This window comes from Methylocaldum sp. RMAD-M, from assembly GCF_017832375.1.
Taxonomy (GTDB): Bacteria; Pseudomonadota; Gammaproteobacteria; order Methylococcales; family Methylococcaceae; genus Methylocaldum.
The window spans coordinates 143275-161968 of record NZ_JAFIBZ010000005.1 but is presented as its reverse complement, the minus strand read 5'-3'; the positions used below and the strand labels follow the sequence as shown (position 1 = coordinate 161968).

13 protein-coding genes are annotated in these 18694 nt (G+C 59.3%); 5 read left to right on the top strand and 8 right to left on the bottom strand.

All coding sequences use genetic code 11. The features are described from left to right. Positions 1-2: 2 nt before the first annotated feature. From JOD69_RS07295 to JOD69_RS07260, 8 genes are read right to left on the bottom strand one after another with little or no spacing between them, the layout of a single operon-like run. Positions 3-1040, bottom strand: coding sequence for a PepSY-associated TM helix domain-containing protein (locus JOD69_RS07295; RefSeq protein ID WP_133716729.1), 1038 nt, complete (start codon positions 1038-1040; stop codon positions 3-5). A gap of 18 nt (positions 1041-1058) precedes the next feature. After that, positions 1059-1823 (bottom strand): aldolase/citrate lyase family protein, encoded by a 765-nt coding sequence (locus JOD69_RS07290; protein ID WP_133716728.1) that lies wholly within the window; start codon positions 1821-1823, stop codon positions 1059-1061. Continuing rightward, a complete protein-coding gene (locus JOD69_RS07285) occupies positions 1807-3039 on the bottom strand; it encodes a type III PLP-dependent enzyme (protein ID WP_210023830.1) in 1233 nt (410 codons plus the stop codon). The genes JOD69_RS07290 and JOD69_RS07285 overlap by 17 nt, the downstream gene beginning before the upstream one ends. Position 3040: 1 nt before the next feature. Then, the gene (locus JOD69_RS07280) at positions 3041-4864 is read right to left on the bottom strand and encodes an IucA/IucC family protein (protein WP_210023829.1); all 1824 of its coding nucleotides are present in this window, start codon (positions 4862-4864) and stop codon (positions 3041-3043) included. A gap of 11 nt (positions 4865-4875) precedes the next feature. After that, entirely contained in the window at positions 4876-6048 is a 1173-nt protein-coding gene (locus tag JOD69_RS07275; protein WP_210023828.1) for an MFS transporter, read from the bottom strand. Further along, positions 6045-7859 (bottom strand): IucA/IucC family protein, encoded by a 1815-nt coding sequence (locus tag JOD69_RS07270; RefSeq protein ID WP_210023827.1) that lies wholly within the window; start codon positions 7857-7859, stop codon positions 6045-6047. The genes JOD69_RS07275 and JOD69_RS07270 overlap by 4 nt, the downstream gene beginning before the upstream one ends. Continuing rightward, a complete protein-coding gene (locus JOD69_RS07265; protein WP_210023826.1) occupies positions 7859-9064 on the bottom strand; it encodes a hypothetical protein in 1206 nt (401 codons plus the stop codon). The genes JOD69_RS07270 and JOD69_RS07265 overlap by 1 nt, the downstream gene beginning before the upstream one ends. Before the next feature lie 24 nt (positions 9065-9088). Next, positions 9089-11305, bottom strand: coding sequence for a TonB-dependent siderophore receptor (locus tag JOD69_RS07260; RefSeq protein ID WP_210023825.1), 2217 nt, complete (start codon positions 11303-11305; stop codon positions 9089-9091). Positions 11306-11620: 315 nt separating this feature from the next. On the opposite strand from JOD69_RS07260, the gene JOD69_RS07255 reads away from it, so the two are divergent. The 5 genes from JOD69_RS07255 (at position 11621) to JOD69_RS07235 (ending at position 18536) form a co-directional block, all read left to right on the top strand. Then, positions 11621-12538, top strand: a complete 918-nt coding sequence (locus JOD69_RS07255) for an NADP-dependent methylenetetrahydromethanopterin/methylenetetrahydrofolate dehydrogenase (protein WP_077730404.1) — start codon at positions 11621-11623, stop codon at positions 12536-12538. A gap of 193 nt (positions 12539-12731) precedes the next feature. Beyond that, positions 12732-13187: a globin gene (locus JOD69_RS07250; RefSeq protein WP_210023824.1), complete on the top strand. Its 456-nt coding sequence runs from the start codon at positions 12732-12734 to the stop codon at positions 13185-13187. 48 nt (positions 13188-13235) lie between these two features. Further along, complete coding sequence (locus JOD69_RS07245) at positions 13236-14141, top strand: NAD(P)-dependent methylenetetrahydromethanopterin dehydrogenase (protein ID WP_077730402.1); 906 nt, start codon at positions 13236-13238, stop codon at positions 14139-14141. A gap of 670 nt (positions 14142-14811) precedes the next feature. Then, positions 14812-16074, top strand: coding sequence for an alpha-amylase family glycosyl hydrolase (locus tag JOD69_RS07240; protein WP_156879636.1), 1263 nt, complete (start codon positions 14812-14814; stop codon positions 16072-16074). Between the two features lie 989 nt (positions 16075-17063). Next, the gene (locus JOD69_RS07235; protein ID WP_240502513.1) at positions 17064-18536 is read left to right on the top strand and encodes a glycogen synthase; all 1473 of its coding nucleotides are present in this window, start codon (positions 17064-17066) and stop codon (positions 18534-18536) included. Positions 18537-18694: the final 158 nt, after the last annotated feature.

Sequence of the window (18694 nt, the reverse complement as noted above, 5' to 3'; positions counted from 1 at the left end):
TTTCACCATTTAAATATGCCGCGACGAGCCCCGAATTGTCCGTTTTGAGTGGAACGCTCATTTGCTCTGCGCCGTCGGCAGTACAGATAGAGTCCACTCCCGCTCAATCCGAGCAGTACCATCCCGAACAAGGCCGTGAATTTGGGACCGTACGTTCCCCACAGCCGACCGCTGTGGAGCGGATACAAAAGATGGGTCCAGTGAGAAAAAGGCGTGGCGATCTTGAGCACCCGGCCGCCGGCATCGAGATAAGCCCAGCCGCCGTCACGAAACCGGAACTGCCAAGGCGTGCTTCCGTCCGCCGGGAAATAGATCCGCTCCAGCGGCGCCGCGGGATAGGCGCTGGTGGCGCTGGACACGTGGCGGGCAAGAGTTTTCGTCGTCACCGTCGGCTCGCTGCCGGCAAGCCGGGGCGGCGGGTCCAGCCATTGTTTCAAGGGCCCGGCAAAATTGAGAAGGCTTCCCATAACGGCCAGCACGGCGAGGAAACCACCTACGATCAAACCCAGTCCCCGATGCAGGCCCCGGATCGTGAGCGAGTCCCACCTCCCGGTACGATAGGTCGGGCGCCGTTGCCGGAGCAGGAGGCCGACACCCCAGAGGATGGGAACCAAAACCCCGGCGGCGCTGGCAAGGATTTGCCCGGTCAGTCCCAAGGGCTTGCCGCGATGCAGGGCGTAAAGAAAATCCAGCCCGTCCTGTTCGGCGGCATCGCGCATGGCCAAGGTTTGACCGGTTCCGGGATGGATGAAGGCCAGACGCCGGTCCGGCCCGACCAGTTTGGCCCGGGCGGCGCGCTCCGGAGCCGTAGGCAAATAGAGCACCTCCAGCCGATAGTCCGGATAATCGGCCGCGATGCGCTGCTCCAGGACAGCAGGGGGCAAACCCGCTTCGACCGCCCGGTTCAGGCGATACGGCGACTCCGCGTAGCGAAGCTCGTCGTAGAAGCCCAGCAGGATGCCGGTTGCGGCAATGATCATCAACGGCAGCGCCAAAGCCGTCCCCAGGTAAACATGGGTCTTGAACAGCCATCGAATCATTCTGCACCTTTCGTGGGATTACGCTCTGAAGCCTTGCAAATGCGCTTTGAGCGCTCGAAAGGCGACGCCGCGATCATCGCCCAGCAGGAAGGCGCGGACGCCGCGCTCGCTCCAGTATTCACGCTGCCCCGGCAGACGGGGAACCGCGCAGAAGGCGACGCCATGACTTCGGCAGGATTCGGCGATGCGCTCGATGGCCGCCTGTACCGATGGATGCTGGGGCTGGCCGGGCACGCCGTAAGATTGGGAAAGATCGACGGCGCCTTCGAGCACCAAGTCTATGCCGGGCATGGAGAGGATGTCGTCGATCCGCTCCACGCCCTCGCGGTCCTCGATCATGACCGCGACCAGAATCTCGGCGTTGGCGCACTCGAAATAAGTCGGCAGATCCAGGCGGCCGAATCCGGTCGTTCGTCCGCCGCTGATGCCGCGCGTCCCCAAAGGGTGATAGCGGCTGGCCTTGACGATAGCCTCGGCCTCCGCCGCATTTTTCACATGGGGCACGACGATGCCTTGCGCGCCACAGTCGAGAACGCGCAGGATGACGTCCGCCGCGATGCCGGGCACCCGCACCAGCGGCGTGATGCCGGCGCACTCGGTCGCCCGCACCATGTTTTCCAGCGTTTCCGGATTGGTGGAAACGTGTTCCAGATCGAGGATGACGAAATCGTATCCGGCGTATCCGAGCATCTCCGCCAGGAGCGGCGATGGGATCGAGTTCAACAGACCGAATACCGTCTCGCCTCCTCTCAAGGCCTGCTTGAGCCTATTGGTTTGCAGCATGGTGATTTTCCTCTAAGGGCAGATAAATGTGGGCCGGATGGGGGTGACGCAGAAAGTCATGATGGGAGATATGCCAGGCGTAGGCCCCCGCATAGGGAAAGATCAGCAAGTCGCCGACGCGGACGTGCGACACGGCAGCATCGGTGGCGAGCACGTCCTTGGGCGTGCACAGCTGCCCCACCACCGTGATTTTGGCGTCCCTGATCTCGGGACGCGCAAACGGATACGGCCAGCGCTCCACGGGCAGCACGAAAAAGGGATGACTGTGCCCGTGGGCATAAGGCGTCCGGAAGTGATGGGTCCCGCCCCGCCCGACCACGAAGTAGCGGCCGAGGCATGGCTTGATATCGATCACCTGCATGACGTAATTGCCGCAGAATCCGCTGACGTAGCGGCCCAACTCGAAACGGATGCGGTAGCGCTCCATCTCCTTGTCTTGAACCAGGCGCGCAAGGCCGGTGCTGAAGGCGGTCCAATCGAATTGTCTATCCGGCTCCCGATAATTGATGCCGATACCGCCCCCGACGTTGAGGTGCCGGATGTCCAATCGGTGTTCTTCCTGCCACTGCCGCACCTGATAGAAATAGGCCGCGAGCAGACGCAAATGGGCTTCCGCGTCCAATTGGTGGGACAACAGATGAAAATGGAAACCGCGGAGACGGATCTCGGGATGAAGGTCCAGCCAGGCCAGGCACTCGGACAGCCGGCCGGCCTCGATGCCGAATTGGGTGGCGCGGCCGCCCATGGCGAGGGAGGTCGCCGGCACTTCGTCCAAGGGTAGATTGAGGCGCAGCAGCACCGAGGCGGGTTGCCCCGCCTCGCGCGCCAGCCAAGCCAGCCGTTCGAGCTCCCACAGGCTCTCGACATGCAGCAGTTCCACTTTGCCGCTCAGGGCGGCGGCGAGTTCCGAATCCAGCTTGCCGGGTCCCCCGAAGATCACAGGGATTTCCCGGAAGTGTTCACGCACGAGAGCGAATTCGCCGCCCGAAGCCACTTCGAAGCCCGCAACCCAAGGCGCCAGTGTCTCCAGGATCGGCAAATCCGAATTGGCTTTGACGGCATAGAACAGCTCGCAACACGAGGGAAGCGAGGACACCAGATGAGCGACATGGCGGCGCAACGCCTCCAAGTCGTAGACATAAGCGCAGCAGGGTTCGTCGGCTTGATACGTGAAGCGCCGGACGGCGGCGACGACCCGGTCGTGGTTGATCGCCATCCTACGGCTCCCCGGCTTGGGCCAAGAGATGCGGAAGCGGCACATAACCTGCGTCGCGATCGGGACGCTTGAGAAAACGGTTGATGAAGTTGGCCTTGGCCGGCAGCGGCTGGCCCGCCAGAAGGGCGTTGATGCGCCCGGCGGAGCGAAGATCGCCGTAGCGCCACTGATACTCGCGAAGATGATGGCGCAATACGGTCCACAGCCGCCTTTCCAGGCTAGGCCCCATTTCGCCTAGCTGTGCGATGGCTTCGCAGAAATTGTTGACGAACAGGCAATAGGCGATCCGGTTCCACCCTTGCTCTTCGGAATAGAAAAGCGCCTGCCGCGCCCGCTCGCTGACTCCCTCCAGTTCCTGAAAAACCCGCCGTTCCCGCACCAGCTTGACCCCTTCGAAATCGCGCAGCCACACGCGGCAGGGCCTCCCGCCCCGGATGCCGGCCAAGACGTTTTGCAGATGCGGTTCGAAGACGAGCCCAAAGCTAAAGAAACAGTGGAAAACGGGATAGAGGAGATGTTCGACATAAGCATCGAACCAGCTTTCCGCGGCGGCAGCTAGGGACAGACCTTCGCGTTCGGCCAGGCGATTCACTGTTGCCATGAGCCGCACTCGGCCCAAGGAACGGTTGCCGAACAGGGCTCCCGCCAAAAGCGGCGTTTCCCCTTCCGCCAAGCGGTCTAGCCCCTCCCGCAGGATCAGTCCGAAGCCTTCGGTCACGGCCCGGTTCTCCTGCCTATCCGAGCCGTGAAGATCCAGCGAAAGAAAAGCCGGCTCTTCGAGCACCCTGAATTCCGGAAAGAGCCCCCGAATGGCGGGCAGGTATTGCCGCATGATTCGAGTCACGGCAAGGGCTCCCTCCAACTCGTAATGAGCATTCTTGCGCACGCAATTGGTGATGCGGACGTTCAGCGACAGCTTGTAGAAGTAGGGGTTTTCGGGATGGAACAGCGTGCGGATCGAAGAAGTCGGAAAATAGGCCGGCCCTCCTATTCCAAGGTCGCGCAGCCGATCCTCTCGAAGCGCTGCCCGCACCAAGGGATGATCGAACAGGTAGCGCGCCTGCCAGGGATGGACGGGCACCACGGCGAAATCGTCGTCGGTCCTCGACTCGGCAGGCGCCCGGAGCCGTATCAATTCTTCCGCGGATTCGGAGAGCAGCGACTCCTGGACCAAATGCTCGCGGCGTACGGCGAAGTAGTACAGCGGAAACGAGGTCCCAAGCTCCGGCGAATAACGCTGCAGATCCTCCGGCGAAAAGCCTTGGCGGCTCTTGGGCGCGGGATGGAAGGCGTGACCGAAGGTCAAGGATTGTTCGGATTCCAGGTAGGCTGCCAGCGGTTCGGCCGAAAACGCCTCGGGCTGAGATTTCGCGAGAATCGTTGCCGTGACGGCGACGCTATCCCGGATCTGCTCCATCAGCTCGGCATTGAAAGGCAATGCATGCCGCAAGGCCATTTCCCTGAGCAGCAAACTCGAGAGCATTGTCCAATCGAGGAGCGTCCAGGGTCTTCCCGGCAATTTGTAATAGGGTTGGGAGCGGTAGCGGTAATTGCCGGTAGGCGACGGCGCATCGACGACCACGAGCAGGCGGCTTCCGATCGAGGACAAAAGGACGTGCATCACCTGCCCTCCGGTACGGTGCAAGGCGGCGCGCAAGGCCAGCGGCCAATCGCTTTGGCCGAACAGGGGTCCGATGCCGATCTGTCCGGACGGTCCCGCGACTTCTCGACAATAACAGTTCAGCAGATTTTCCATGCAGCGCCGTCCGGCCTGATCTTCGGCGGACAGGATGCGATAGACGCTTTGCAGAGCTCTTTGCGACATGATCATCTCCTTTAGGTATTGCCGCTGGTTAACGGGGAGCAGGCCCGGCCTGTCGAGCAAAAGGCGGCGACGGCGACCACCGCCGCGCCGAGCAAAAACGGGGCATGCAAATTCAAGGATTGAGCGACGAGGCCGGCGGAGAGACCGGCGGCCACTCCAGCCCATTTGGAGCTGCTGTCCAGGCGACCGAAGGTTCGGCCGGCTGTGCGGTGATGAGCCGCACGGGCCATCAGGCTGTGCAGGGCGATGAAACAGGCGGTCATGGCCAGCCCCATCAAGAGCCGCCCGAGTCCCAAAAGGGCCGGCGTCGGGGCCAGCGCCTGCCCGATCAGGGAGACGGCCAGGAGAATAAACCCCGGCATCAGCGTCCTTTCCGGACGAACCGAATCGAGCCGGCGGCTCATGGGAGCGGCGCTCAGCAGGTAGACGAAGTGGGGCAGACCGAACAACAGCCCGGCGAGCGTGGCGGTCAGATCGGAAAACGACGCTTGGGCAAATGGGATGAAATAGGGAAAGGTCACCACCGTGGCGAAGATCAGGGCGAACTGCAAGGCGCAAAGCCGGAATAGCGCACCGTCGCCGGGCATGGAGCCCGATGTGTCCTTCGTCCTGGCGGAAGCTGCAGTCGAGCCGTCCGGAAGCCGCCACAAGAGCAGCGCCGCCGAGAGCGGCAGCAGGGCCAGATAGCAATAGATCCGAACCGGCGAATCCCACGCCATGAACGGCCCGAACACCGCCGGAGCGCCCGCCAGGGCGGCGCGCGCCGAGCCTTGCGTCCAGGTCAGGCAGCGGCTCAGCTGATTGCCGCTGACCACGGTCGCAAGGTAAGCATTGGAGGCGGCGAAGGTGCCGCCCAACACGCCTTGCAGGATGAGCGCCACGAAGAATGTCCAAGGGTTATCGCTGAGGCCGGCGAGCAGGAAACTTGCCGAGAGACCCAACTGGGCGCGCAGCAGGGAGATTTTCTTGCCGACGCGGTCGGCCAGCGCCCCCCACCAGGGACCGGCGAGCGCCGCAAACAGGGCGGGCACGATGTAAAGCCCGCCCACGAGGTAAGTCTCCTCACTGTGGAACGACTTGCCGAGGATCACCGCGAAAAAGGGCGGCAGCCCCAGGGCGGCGAAGGCGGACACGAAGTGACAGGCGAGCACCGCGGTCACCGTACGGCGCTGAAGCGGCGTCATGACGGATCCCGGAGAAAATTGGGGGCGGTTTTCCCGTAGAACTTGTTGACGTCGGCAGCGCCGGTCGCTTGCCTGGTTTGCAGGCTTGCGGCGGTAAGCAGATATTTGAGGTAGTGCCGGTCGTCTTCCAATAGAACCCGGCGGGCCAGGCGGGCGTCTTCCCCCTGCCCCTCCAGCTCGGTCAGGATAGCTTCCAGCTTGCCGCGCACCCCCACATAGAGCTCGCCGGCGGTCCATCGCCCGGTGGCGGTCAGCCCTTCCAGCGGGGCGGCGACGTTGAGCTGAAGAGTGATGGTCAGAAACATCTGTGCCAGCGCCAGCTCCTCGTCGACCACGATGCGGCGGTCCTGAAGACGCTCGACGAATTTCCCGAGTTCGGGCCAACGCCTTTTCAGCATGTCGCCGTGAATACGCGGGGCATCGTTGTCCTTGAGCAAAATCCGGAGCCTTGGGGCCTCTCGGCTTATTACCAGGATCGAATTCTGCTGGTTGGATTCGAGGGCTATACCGTAACGCAGCCACAGCAATAGATGCACGCGCAAGGTAAGATCCCAATACGCGTTCAGAAAATCTTCCAGACGACCGTCGAAAAAGCGCTCCGCCACTTCTTCGGCCACCAGCCGTCCGTCGGGCGTCGCGGCCGCCAAACCCGCGACCGGCAGCAAGGTGGCGTGCTCCAGTCCCGCGGGATAACGGCGGAGAATGTAGCCGAGGAACGGCAGATGATCGACATGGGCGCCGCGGCTTTCGTCGGTCAATAAAAGCAGGCCGGACAGCCAAGGCTCCCGTTCGGCGATGCGGCCGAGCAGCGTCTGCACCGTGTGTCCGTCGGCGATGGTGCTGGGCTTGATGGTGCGGATGTTTTTGCCGCCCAGGGTGCGGATGGTAAGGGGCAGCTTGATGTGGGTATCGGGCTCTTCGCGCACGACCACGGTGCGCACCGAGAGGGTCGGCAACACCGAAACGCGGCTTTCCGGAGCGGCGATGACTTTCGAACGAAGCCCATGCTCGTCCAGCAGACCGTCCAGCCGCCGGTTCCACAGGAACGGATGGACCGGCAGCAGCGCGTAGTCGGCCTCGAGACGGGATGCCAATCCCACCTCCTCGAAAGAAGGCCACCAGATTTCCCTGCCGGGAAACGAGGTTTCTTGGCAGAGATCCTTGGCGACCGCCAGCCAGCGCAACGGGAACGGACGCTGAAATTCAGGTCCGTAAGCCGAGAGATCGGCCGCTTCGAACCCCAGCTTGGCCCGCGCCGTCGGATAAAAGGGGTGATCCAGAAAGGAAGCGAGGCGCTCGTAATAGAGCTGACGCTCCGGCCAGTAGAGGCTATCCGCCGGTGTGCGCGGTGCCGCGCGCAGCTCGGCGAAATAGCGCTTCCGCTCCGCTTCGCACAAGACGCCGTGCTCGATCGCCGCACGGCATTCCGTTTCGAAATCGGCGAACAGCGCGGAGGCCTCCTCATCCAGACCTTGACGGAAACATGCCAGGATGTCGGCGATGTCGGACAATCTTTCATGCCGTCCGTCTCGCCGCCGAATAAGGGGCAATTCGTCCAAGGTCAACTCCTGAAGAAGACCCTCGCGGCGCACCGGAATCCATAAGCTGCCATCCCCGAGATGGTCCGCGACCAGCCATTGCTTCGGCCGTCCGCCTTCCGGTAAGGAGGAAAACGGAGTGGGGCCGGAGCCGACCAGCCGGCCTCGGCTGACAATCTCCCGGAGGTTCTCCCGCAGCAGGGCATCCACGACCCGGCGGCAGATGTAGTCGGCCAGGGAAGACGGCGCCAGCGTTTGCGGTGCCGCGCTCATTATTGGAACTCCCAAACCAGGGAAGCGGCCGCCCGATCCATCGTTCGCCGTATCAGCTCGGCCTTGGGACCGACACCGCTGAGAACTCCGAGATAGTCCTTGTTCGAATGGCTCAATGTGACGGCATCGCCGGTTCGGCGCAAAGGCCGGAAAGCGAGATGAACGCCCTCCTCTCGCCGAGTGAAATCCTGCGGCGCGCTTATCAGCCGGCCCTCCTGTCCCGCCGGAAAATAGCGGATCTCCGCGCTCCGGGCGGTCGGTTCCAGAGTCGGCAGAGCTTCCCCCAGATGCAGACGCAGCACGATCTCGAAGAGCGAGATACCGAGAATCTCCTGAAGCAGAAAATCGCGCCGATCGCCGATGCAACGGTAGTTGATCTCGATCAGGCGCGGACCCTCGGGCGTGGCGACGAATTCCGTATGGCAGGCACCGAAGCCGATGCCGAAGCCGCGGATCTGATCGCAGACTTCCCGTAGCCAAGGAATGGAGCGGCTTTCGTTCCAGCAGGCTTCCAGCTCGATGAAATGGGGCGGCGGCGAGAGACGTACGCGGAATCCGCCGAGCACGTTCAGGTTCTGTCCATCGCCCAGCGTTTCAAGGGTATAAAGAGGGCCCTCGATGTATTCTTCGAGCAGGATGGCCTGGCCGGGCTGAGATTTCCAGAGCGCTCGGCAGTGCCGTTCCAGCTCGCTCGCATTCCGCACCAGACCGACCTCGAGGCTCGCCACCCCGTCGCGCGGCTTGGCCACGCACGGGAAAGGGGCGTCGGACATGCGGCGTGCCAAACCTTCCTCGTCCCATACCACGGCATGCCAAAGCGGATCGATGCCTTTCAATCTCAGAGCGCACCGCATCTCCGCCTTGTTCTTGGCCCGATAAGCGACCCGCCAGTCTTTGCCGGGCAGGCCGAAATATTCCGCCGCGATCGCGGTGCTGGTCTGTAAATGGTCGCTATTGGAAAAGATCGCCGCCGGTTTTTTTCCGCGCCGCGTGATCGCCTCGATCACGGCGATGGGATTGAAGACATCGCAGGCGACCACGGCATCCGGATAGGCCGGCAGCTCGCCTCCTCCGAAATGCTGCCGATGCGCTTCGGCTTGGTCGGTCAGAAGCACGACCGGTAGACCCAAGGCGCGTGCCGCAGGTAAAAAGCCTTCGTTCACCGAGTCCGTTGGGACATGGGCTAGCAGAATCAATTCAGACATGGATGTTCCCTTTTTTCCAAAAAATTAAAGATCGAGCTGCAGGCTGAGCATGACGGAGCGCCCTGGCCCCGGCACTCGGCCAAGGCTGGTGTCCACGCCACGGAAGTAGTAGTTCTCGTTGAACAGGTTATTGGCTGCCAGCCCAGCCCGAAGGTTAGTCCCGTCGATACGGAAATCCTTCGTCACCTGAGCGTTCCAGACCCAATAGGACGGAATCTCGCCCCGGCTGCCCGTGGCGTCCTCCCGCTCGGTGTTGGCGGCATCGGTGAAGGCGGAACTGAGATACAAGCCATTCACGTTGAAGTTGTAGGTACCGATTCGGTAGTTGCCCTGCAGGGTGAATTGATGCGTGGAACTGAAGGGCACCCGGTTGCCTTTGAAGGCGACCTGGGTGGCTCCGCTGAACACGTTGTTGAGCTGCTCCGTATCCACGTAGGTGTAGCCCGCCTTGAGATCCAGCCCCGGCAGAAGCGAGGGGGTCCAGCCTAATTCCGTTTCGTAACCCTGGTGACGGGTTTTGCCGAGATTGCGGAATTTCGTGGTGCCGTTCTCCACGACGGCGACGATCTGGTTTTCGAAATCGAATTGGAAAAAGGTGAAAGCGGCCGAAAGCTCCGGCAGCGGCGTTAAACGCATGCCCGCTTCGTAGTTCCAGGCTTCTTCCACCCCCGTATCACCCTCGAGGGTAATTTGGGTGAACTGAACCGGCTGCAAGGATTTGTGCAGGTTGCCGAACAGGAAAACCTTGTCGGGCCAAAGATGAAACCCCACATCAAGGCCCGGCAGAAGCTCGTCGTTTCGGCTGCCGGCCTCGGTTCCGTTAAGCCGGTTGTGGCTGGTTTGATCAATCCACTCCACGCGCAGCCCCGGCGTGGCGCTCAGACGTTGGTTCCAGACGCTTAGCGTATCGCTGGCGTATAGCGCGACGGCATCAGTGGTAAATTGGAAATCCTGGGCACGATTGACTCGACCGGTGCTCAGACGGCGCCGATCCACCGCTTGATCGACCTCCTCGCTGACGTAACGTCCGCCCAGGGTGAACTTGTGATCCAGCCAACCGGTAGTCGCCCCCACGGTCAATCGAGGCTCGGTACCATAGGCGGTGAACGTGCGCGGACTGGTTTGCACGCCGTTGGACACCCTGGACGGATCGAGACTGCACGAAGTCGCGGTGCTGTTCAATAGGCAGCCGACGGTAAACTCGCGGTCGCTGGTATGGGCGAAGTTGCTCCAATTGAATTCGGCCGGCGCGCCGAAAAAATCGAAATTTTGGTTATAGATCAGGTGCCCTCGCACGGTGTGGCCCTGGAACTTATCAAACGGCCGCTGCGACTGGAAGCGGTCGTCACGATAGGCCTCGGGCGACAAGCCTCCGGGCAGTTCCGTGTCGGTGTTGTAGTATTGCAAACGGGCTTTGATAGAAGCGTTGTCCGTGAGGAACCAATTGGCGTCCGCGATCAGGTTCTCGACTTCGGTGTCGGAATGGGACCGAAAGGAATCGCCTAACACGGTGTTCGCCTGGAACTGCAAGCCCAGCCTGTCGTTCACAAATCCGCCGACCCGAAAATAGCTGTCGGTGAGAACGTTTCCGGTTTCGCTGGAGATCGTCAGCGCTTCCTTCAGCGTGGTACTGAATGTTTCCGGGATCGGCTTGCTGACGAAGTTGATGACACCGCCGACGTTGTTGGGCCCGTAGCGCACCGCCACCCCGCCCCGCGCTACGTCGATGCTCTCCACCGTTTGCATGGTCAGGGGAAACATCGACAGTCCGGTCTGCCCGTAAGGTGCCAGCGCGATGGGTATGCCGTCGACCAGTACCAGCGTGCGCTGGCTGCGCCGGGGATCTAGGCCGCGCACACCGATATTCGGCAGAATACCGGTCCCGCTTTCATCCTGTACGCGGACACCCGGGACCAGCCTCAAGGCATCCTCGACGTTACGCATGCCGGCTTGGTGAAGCTCCCGTTCGGTAATCGCCGTGCGGGCGCCGGGATAGGTTTTGACCGAATCTTCCGTGGGGGCTCCCAGCCAATCGCCCGTAACTTTCACTTCTTCGAGCTCGGTGGTTTCCAAAGCCGCGATAGACCGATTCGAGTCCGCCTCCTGCCCTCCGGCTCCCTCATCGGCAACCCGTTTTTCGCCCTGGAGATCCTGATTGGATTCCTCGCTAAGCGCCGGGAGCGCAAAGGCGGCGAGCCCAGCGAGAATAACGGTGGTAATTTGGCAAGACCCACGCTGCATAAATAAAGCTCCTTTGTTGTTTTTGTAAGCCCGGCAGATCGCCTCATCCCGAGGATGAGGTTTCGTCGCTCTCTGCCGTATTAGTAATGTGAATGCGAACGATTCTCATGTCAATAAAATTTAAGAAAGCGGCATGCCAGACCCCGTTTGGGCGCCAGCGACGCCGTCTAATCCGTTGAAACCTTGAAACTCAGCGGCGTTAGCAGGATATGAACTGTGCTATGCTGGGCGGGTCATGCGCCCCGGACTTGATACATTGCGGCGACTGAATCCTAAACCGTATACTCCGACCAACAACTAGAAATGGAGCGATCTGTGGAAAAACCTTTTATCCTGCATATGTTCACCCCGGAAAAGAACCTCAGCCCGTTCGACGTTAACATGGCTTTGGACGCCGGCTGGATTTCCGCCATTCCGTACCTCCATATCGAACTGGGCGAAGTCACCGCCCTCGTGCAAGATGCGATTTTCTCCAGAAGTCCGAGCGGCGTGAAACGAACCGGCATTTTCATCGGCGGAAGAGATGTAAAGATGGCCATGGACATGCTCCGCACCGCTCAGAAGTCCATGGTTCCGCCCTTCGTGATCTCCGTGTTTGCAGACCCTAGCGGCGCCTTCACCACGGCCGCAGCCATGGTCGCCATGGTGGAGCGGGAACTGGAAAAGCGCCATCAAACCAACTTGCAGGGCAAGAATGTACTCGCTTTGGGAGGCACGGGTCCGGTCGGACAGATTGCCGCGGTGTTGGCCGCCAAGGCCGGAGCCAACGTAAAAATCATCGGCCGCCAGCTGGAAAGAGCCCAGAAGATCGCGGAACTATGCAATGCCGAATTCGGTAACGGTCAAACCGATATTCAAGGCGATGCAGACGCCAACAAACCGGAGCTGATCAAAACCGCCGATGTGGTATTTGCTACCGCCGCAGCCGGAATTGAAGTGCTGAGCGCGGAATTGGTCGCCTCTGCTCCGCAACTCAAAGTCGCCGCCGATGTCAATGCGGTTCCGCCGTCCGGAATCGCCGGTCTCGGCCCTCACCACAAGGGCACGGAAATTGAGGGTTCCCGTAGCGGCGCCGTCGGCGTTGGAGCCTTGGCTATCGGTAACGTGAAATACCAAACCCAGCACAAACTGCTGAATATAATGCGCTTTCAGTTGCGACAATCGGATAAGCCGGTTTTCCTAGATTATAACGATGCTTTCGAAGTGGCTCGGGAATACGCAAAGAAGCTTTAAAGCGTCAAAGCAGAAATTCATTAATATGCTATTTCTTACTATGGATTCAATGGCCACATACTGAGTGGCCATTATCCGGTTGGTAATTAATTATTCGACCATCCGATGGCTAGGGACAATTATCGGGTTCGAGGGTATTTAATTATCCATATAAAAACAATAGTTAACTGGATCAGCCAAGAGGAGCATAATAATGAATAATACCGCCGAAGCCATTAAAATCACGGATGCCGATAATGATCGATTGCTCAAGGAAATGGTGGACAAAAGCTATACACGATGCCGACTAACCGGGACCTTTATAGATGACTTTTATAATGCCTTTATCGCAACATCGCCCAGAATTGCGGAAAAATTTCGGAAAGCCGACTGGGAAGCTCAGAGGCGTTTGCTGGATCACGGCATCAGGCATTTGATTCTGTTTTTTCACGAGCCTAGCCCCGTCACGGCGGAAAAGATGATTCAGCTCGGCGAATCCCATTCAAGAAGCAGACTTAATATAGAACCTGATCTTTATGATTTTTGGGTTTCTGCCCTGATATCGACCGTCGCCGAAAGCGATCCAAAATTCAATCCCGAACTCGACGCAGCCTGGAAAACGGTTGTCGAGCGCGGTATTGCCGTCATGAAATCCATGCATGACGACTAAGCTACCTAAGACCAAGTATCTTTATTACTGACGTAGAGAAACCAACACATGTCCAAACGCAGTGTTTTATACATGCTCGATCCGATGCCCCATAACAGCCCGTTCGATATCAACATGGCGGTCGATGCGGATTTCGACATGATTATTCCGCTCAACAACGTAAAGCTCGAGGAAATCAACGGCCTTACGCAAGACGCCATCTTTTCGCGCGGACCGGAAGGCGTAAAAAGAACGGGCATGTTTATCGGCGGACGCGATATCGGTTTGGCCGTGAGTATGTTGGAAGCTACCCAAAAGGCCATGGTGCCGCCCTTCCAGTTTTCCGTCCTGGCCGACCCCAGCGGAGGTTTTACCACGGCGGCGGCTTTGGTCGCAGTGGCTGAAAAACAGCTCAAGGAGAAACACGGCATGGAGCTGAAAGGGTGCAATGCCGTGGTGTTCGGCGGCACCGGCCCGGTGGGCATAGCCACCGGGGTTATTGCCGCTTTGTGCGGAGCGGAAACGACGATCATCGATCACGCGTCGCTCGACAATGCACTGGAAAAGGCCGATACCTACGGGCGCCTGTTCCAAACTCGCCTGGAAGGCACATGTGCGGCATCCGAGGCCGACAAGGCCCACTTGCTTCACAAGGCGGATGTCGTGTTCTGCACGGCCAAGGCCGGAGTGCAGGTTCTAAAAGCCAGCGCCCTGGCGGAAGCGAACCAACTCAAGGTTGCGGCGGATGTGAACGCGGTTCCGCCATTGGGTATCGAGGGCGTCAAGCGGACTGATTTGGGCACTCCGCTCAAGCATGCAGTCAACTCTCCGGGTGCCGTCGGCATCGGTGCATTGGCGGTCGGCGATTACAAGTACAAGCTGCAACAGCATTTGCTCCGCTCGCTCCTGACCCAGGAAGAGCCCGTTTTTTACGATTTCCGCGAGGCATTCAAAATCGCCCGGACCATGGTCTGACGCGTCGGCTTCGCAGCTTTCCCGAAGTCGAGCAAACCGCCACAAGGGATGCCAATCGGCATCCCTTTTTTCAGCCGACATTCGAAAGTCATCGAAGCTTGTCCGACGTTCCTTTAGAGCGCGTTCATCTCGCTCATACGGCATAACGGGCTTGGCGGAAGTCGTTGGCGCGTTCGGCTAGGGTAAATCGACTCAAGTATTTGTAGGTCGGCAATCCTTTGCCGACGAACCCGTTGCCCTAACGGCGGCGTCGGGAAGGGCGGCTTCGGCGCTCCAATCGCAAACGGTCATCCCAGGAGCGCTGGGATGACCCTTCCAATCGCAAACGGCCTGGCCGGGAGCGCCGGCCAGCCCCTTCCCGAAGACGCCGTTTGCGATTGGAAGGGTCGCGGCTAAAGCGACTGTTTGCGATTGGAAGAGTCGCGACTATAGCGACGTTTGCGATTGGGAAGGGATTCCCGACCTACTCGCGAGTTCCCGTACGGTAGATATGAAAATGCTTTAGTTTTTCCAAACCCGGCGACCGAAACCGCAGCAAAAGGGCTTCCGGGAAGTCCCGAGCCTGGGAGGGTGGATGAACCCCGCTGCGTTTACCGCGGTCTATTCGATATAGGGCCATCCGCCCCCGACCTAGATTATTTACCTCACGCCGAGCGATTCTCCAAAACGCATGAAAATCTATAACCTCTTCCCGCGGCTCGCGGGTCCTTTGAATCGTTGGAAGCCGCATCTGGAAAGAGCGGCGGATATGGGATTCAACTGGATCTTCGTCAATCCCGTCCAGAAGCTCGGACGATCCCGCAGCCTTTATTCCATCAAGGATTATTTTCAAATCGATCCGTGGTTGCTGAATGCCCGCTCTTCCAAATCGCCGGAAGAACAACTGCGCGAGATCGCAAGTCAAGCCGAAAGCCTGGGGCTCGGCATGATCGTCGATTTGGTCATCAATCATTGTGCCTATGATTCGGCTTTGCTCAAGCAGCATCCGGAGTGGTTCGTCAAACAAGGCAGGCGCATCGCCCACCCGTTCTGTATGCATGAAGGAGAAAAGGTCGTCTGGCGCGATCTCGCGCAATTCGATCATCAGCATACGTCCGATCCGGAAGGTCTGTACCGTTACTGCCGCGAAATCGTCGAATACCTGGTCGGCCTGGGCTTTAAGGGACTGCGCTGCGATGCGGCTTACCAGTTACCCAGCCGTTTCTGGGCACGGCTCATCGAAGAAACCAAACGGGCGCACCCCGAAACCGTATTCCTGGCCGAGACCTTGGGCTGTAGTGCCGATCAAACCCGGGAAACCGCGCAAGCCGGTTTCGACTTTATCTTCAACAGCTCGAAATGGTGGGATTTTTCCGGCTCCTGGCTGATGGATCAATACCGGCTCACACGTGAAATCGTACCGTCCGTCAGTTTCCCCGAAAGCCACGATACGGCACGCGCATTCGCGGAGTTCCAGCAGAATGTCGATGCGGTCAAACAGCGCTATTTCTTCTCGGCGCTGTTTTCCGCCGGTGTGATGATACCCATGGGATTCGAATTCGGCTTCCGAAAGCCGCTCCACGTCGTCGATACCACGCCTGATGACTGGGAAAAAACGGATATCGATTTGACCGGCTACATCAAACAGATCAATGGAATCAAGAGTCGGCATCAGATATTCGATGAGGAGAGCGCCACGCAAGTGCTCGACCATTCCAATCCGGAAATCTTGCTGATGCGAAAAACCGCCAGCCGGAAGCGTAGCGAGGCATTGATCATTATGAACAAGGACGCTTGGAATCGGCAGAATTTCTTCTCCGACAATCTGTACCATCTTGTTCAAAGCGAACCGCCGCTGTTCGATGTCTCGCCGGAATGGCCCCTGGATTACTTGCCGACGCCTTTCCAGTTCGAGCTGACACCGGGAATGGGACGGGTCCTGGTAACGCAGTGACGCTCTCTGCCCGCATCGAAAGTGCAACCAAAGTAACGCAAAATGCGGGCTGACCGGTGGAGAGGCCGATCTTCGGCAATCATTCCATCCAATAATCCGTGGCCGTCATCACCCCGATTTCGCGACGCACAGGCCACCCGAGTAAATAGGCTAACTCCTAACTTGAGCCGACATGGCGTTTTTTTCGAAACCCTGGATCGCTTAAACTAGCCTTGTCGAGTTCATGTTAGGCAACCGGACGCAACCTCATGACCCAAAAGACCCCGCCTCAAGATAAGAAAGTAAACGCTTCCGAGTCCCAAAAAGGAAAACCCGGAAAAGCCATGGAGAAGCCCGCGACAAAGGAAAAATCCCAAGCCAAGGCCACTCGATCCAAAGCTGCAAACGCGCGTTCGCCGTCGGAGACCTCCGTTGTTCGCGCGAAGCCTTCTACGAGGTCCAAGACTCCGGCATCCGAGAAAGCAGTTCGCCACGAGCCGGAGAAAGAAACCGTTTCCCTCGCGGCAGCCATGGCGCCGGCCGAAAAAATCGCGCCCAAAGCTTCAGGGAAAAAGCCGGAAAAAGCCGAACCGGAAGTGAAGCTGGTTAGCGCGAAGCTCGGTCGGGCGGATCAAAAGAAGCCGGTCGAACTCGCTTCAGCCGAATCTCCCGCGAAAGTTACGGAAGCTGAGGCATGGTCACGACATTCAAAGAAATCAGAGGACTCTGACGAAATACCGCCCGCTCCGATTTCTGCCGCCGATTCGCTGTCAGCACCTGAGCCGATAGCCCCCGAACGCCTAGAGACTGCGGAGCTATTGCCCTCAGAGACAGCTAGTGCAATTCCGGCTCCGACGCCGACGCCAGAAGAGTTCCGTCCCTTGGAGAAAATGCCCCCGCCCGAACCGGAATCCGTGCCGGTGGAACCGGAACCGCGATCGGCGTCGCAGGCTCAGCTCGCGCCTGAACCCGAACCGATGCCACACCAGCCTGTTTCAGCGATTCCGTCGATGTTTATCGTTCAGATCACGCCCGAGCTCGCGCCCGTCGCCAAAGTCGGCGGCCTCGCCGATGTCGTGTTCGGACTCGGCAACGAACTGGAAATCCGCGGCAATCACGTCGAAATCATACTGCCCAAATACGATTGCCTACGTTACGACCATATCTGGGGCCTGTGCGAAACCTACAAAGACTTGTGGGTGCCCTGGTACGGCGGCGCCATTCATTGCACCGTCTATTTCGGATTCGTGCATGGCCGCAAGTGCTTCTTCATCGAGCCGCATTCCAGCGACAATTTCTTCAACCGCGGCTGCATTTACGGCTTCAACGACGACGTTCTGCGCTTCGCGTTCTTCACGCGGGCGGCCATGGAGTTTCTCTGGAAATCCGGCAAGAATCCCGACATCATTCATTGCCATGACTGGCAGACGGCGCTGGCGCCGGTGTTTCTGTTCGAGATCTATAAATTCCTCGGCATGACCCACCCGCGGGTGTGCTTCACCATCCACAATTTCAAGCACCAGGGAGTCACCGGCGCGCAAGTGCTCCACGCGACCGGCCTCAACCGGCCCGAATACTATTTCCATTACGACCGGCTGCGGGACAATTTCAATCCCCATGCGATCAATCTGATGAAAGCCGGCGTGGTCTATTCCAACTTCGTGACGACCGTTTCCCCGCGCCATGCCAACGAAGCCAAGGACCAAGGCCAGGGTTTCGGCCTTGAACCCACGCTGCATATCCACCACGTAAAATACGGCGGCGTCGTCAACGGCATCGATTACAACGTGTGGAATCCGGAAATCGACCATCATATCGCGCAGCGCTACGGCGTCGACAACATCGAGGAAAAATACAAGAACAAGAAGGCGCTGCGAGACCGCCTGATGATCGCCGACAACGAAAAACCGATCGTCGCCTTCGTCGGCCGGCTGGACCCCCAGAAAGGGCTGGAACTCATCCGCCACGCCATTTTTTATACGTTGCACCGGCGCGGCCAGTTCGTGCTGCTGGGCTCCAGTCCGGACGGACAGATCAACAGCTATTTCTGGAGCCTGAAACACCAACTGAACGATAACCCGGATTGTCACATCGAAATCGGCTTCAACGAGGAACTGTCGCATCTCATCTACGCCGGCGCGGATATCATGCTGGTGCCGAGCCAGTTCGAACCCTGCGGTCTCACCCAGCTGATCGCCATGCGCTACGGCACCGTGCCCGTGGTGCGGGAAGTCGGCGGCCTGGCGGACACGGTATTCGACAAGGATTATTCGTACAAGCCGCTGAACGAGCGCAACGGCTATGTGTTCAGGGATTACGATTACAGCGGGCTGGAATCGGCGCTCGGACGGGCGTTGAGCTGTTACTACGACTATCCCGATCACTTCCGGGAACTGATGAAGAACGCCATGCGCTACGATTTCTCGTGGAAGAATCCGGGACAGGATTACCTCAATATCTACGACCTCATCCGCGAGAAATAAGACTCGCTCGGCAAGACCCGGACGATTATTAACCCGGCCTATAAATATAGGCCGGGTTAATCCGGGGCAGGGATGCCCCGGCGCGGCGACAAGCCGCGTGAGCCCAGGCCGGGCGTGTACCGGCCTGGGCGGCGGCCCGAAATACCAGGAGGGTATTT

Coding starts and splice junctions, on each gene's coding strand:
- JOD69_RS07295 (WP_133716729.1), bottom strand. CDS start 1,040: ATGATTCGATGGCTGTTCAAGACCCATGTTTACCTGGGGACGGCTTTG.
- JOD69_RS07270 (WP_210023827.1), bottom strand. CDS start 7,859: ATGAGCGCGGCACCGCAAACGCTGGCGCCGTCTTCCCTGGCCGACTAC.
- JOD69_RS07245 (WP_077730402.1), top strand. CDS start 13,236: ATGTCCAAACGCAGTGTTTTATACATGCTCGATCCGATGCCCCATAAC.
- JOD69_RS07285 (WP_210023830.1), bottom strand. CDS start 3,039: ATGGCGATCAACCACGACCGGGTCGTCGCCGCCGTCCGGCGCTTCACG.
- JOD69_RS07240 (WP_156879636.1), top strand. CDS start 14,812: ATGAAAATCTATAACCTCTTCCCGCGGCTCGCGGGTCCTTTGAATCGT.
- JOD69_RS07235 (WP_240502513.1), top strand. CDS start 17,064: ATGTTTATCGTTCAGATCACGCCCGAGCTCGCGCCCGTCGCCAAAGTC.
- JOD69_RS07290 (WP_133716728.1), bottom strand. CDS start 1,823: ATGCTGCAAACCAATAGGCTCAAGCAGGCCTTGAGAGGAGGCGAGACG.
- JOD69_RS07265 (WP_210023826.1), bottom strand. CDS start 9,064: ATGTCTGAATTGATTCTGCTAGCCCATGTCCCAACGGACTCGGTGAAC.
- JOD69_RS07275 (WP_210023828.1), bottom strand. CDS start 6,048: ATGACGCCGCTTCAGCGCCGTACGGTGACCGCGGTGCTCGCCTGTCAC.
- JOD69_RS07280 (WP_210023829.1), bottom strand. CDS start 4,864: ATGTCGCAAAGAGCTCTGCAAAGCGTCTATCGCATCCTGTCCGCCGAA.
- JOD69_RS07260 (WP_210023825.1), bottom strand. CDS start 11,305: ATGCAGCGTGGGTCTTGCCAAATTACCACCGTTATTCTCGCTGGGCTC.
- JOD69_RS07250 (WP_210023824.1), top strand. CDS start 12,732: ATGAATAATACCGCCGAAGCCATTAAAATCACGGATGCCGATAATGAT.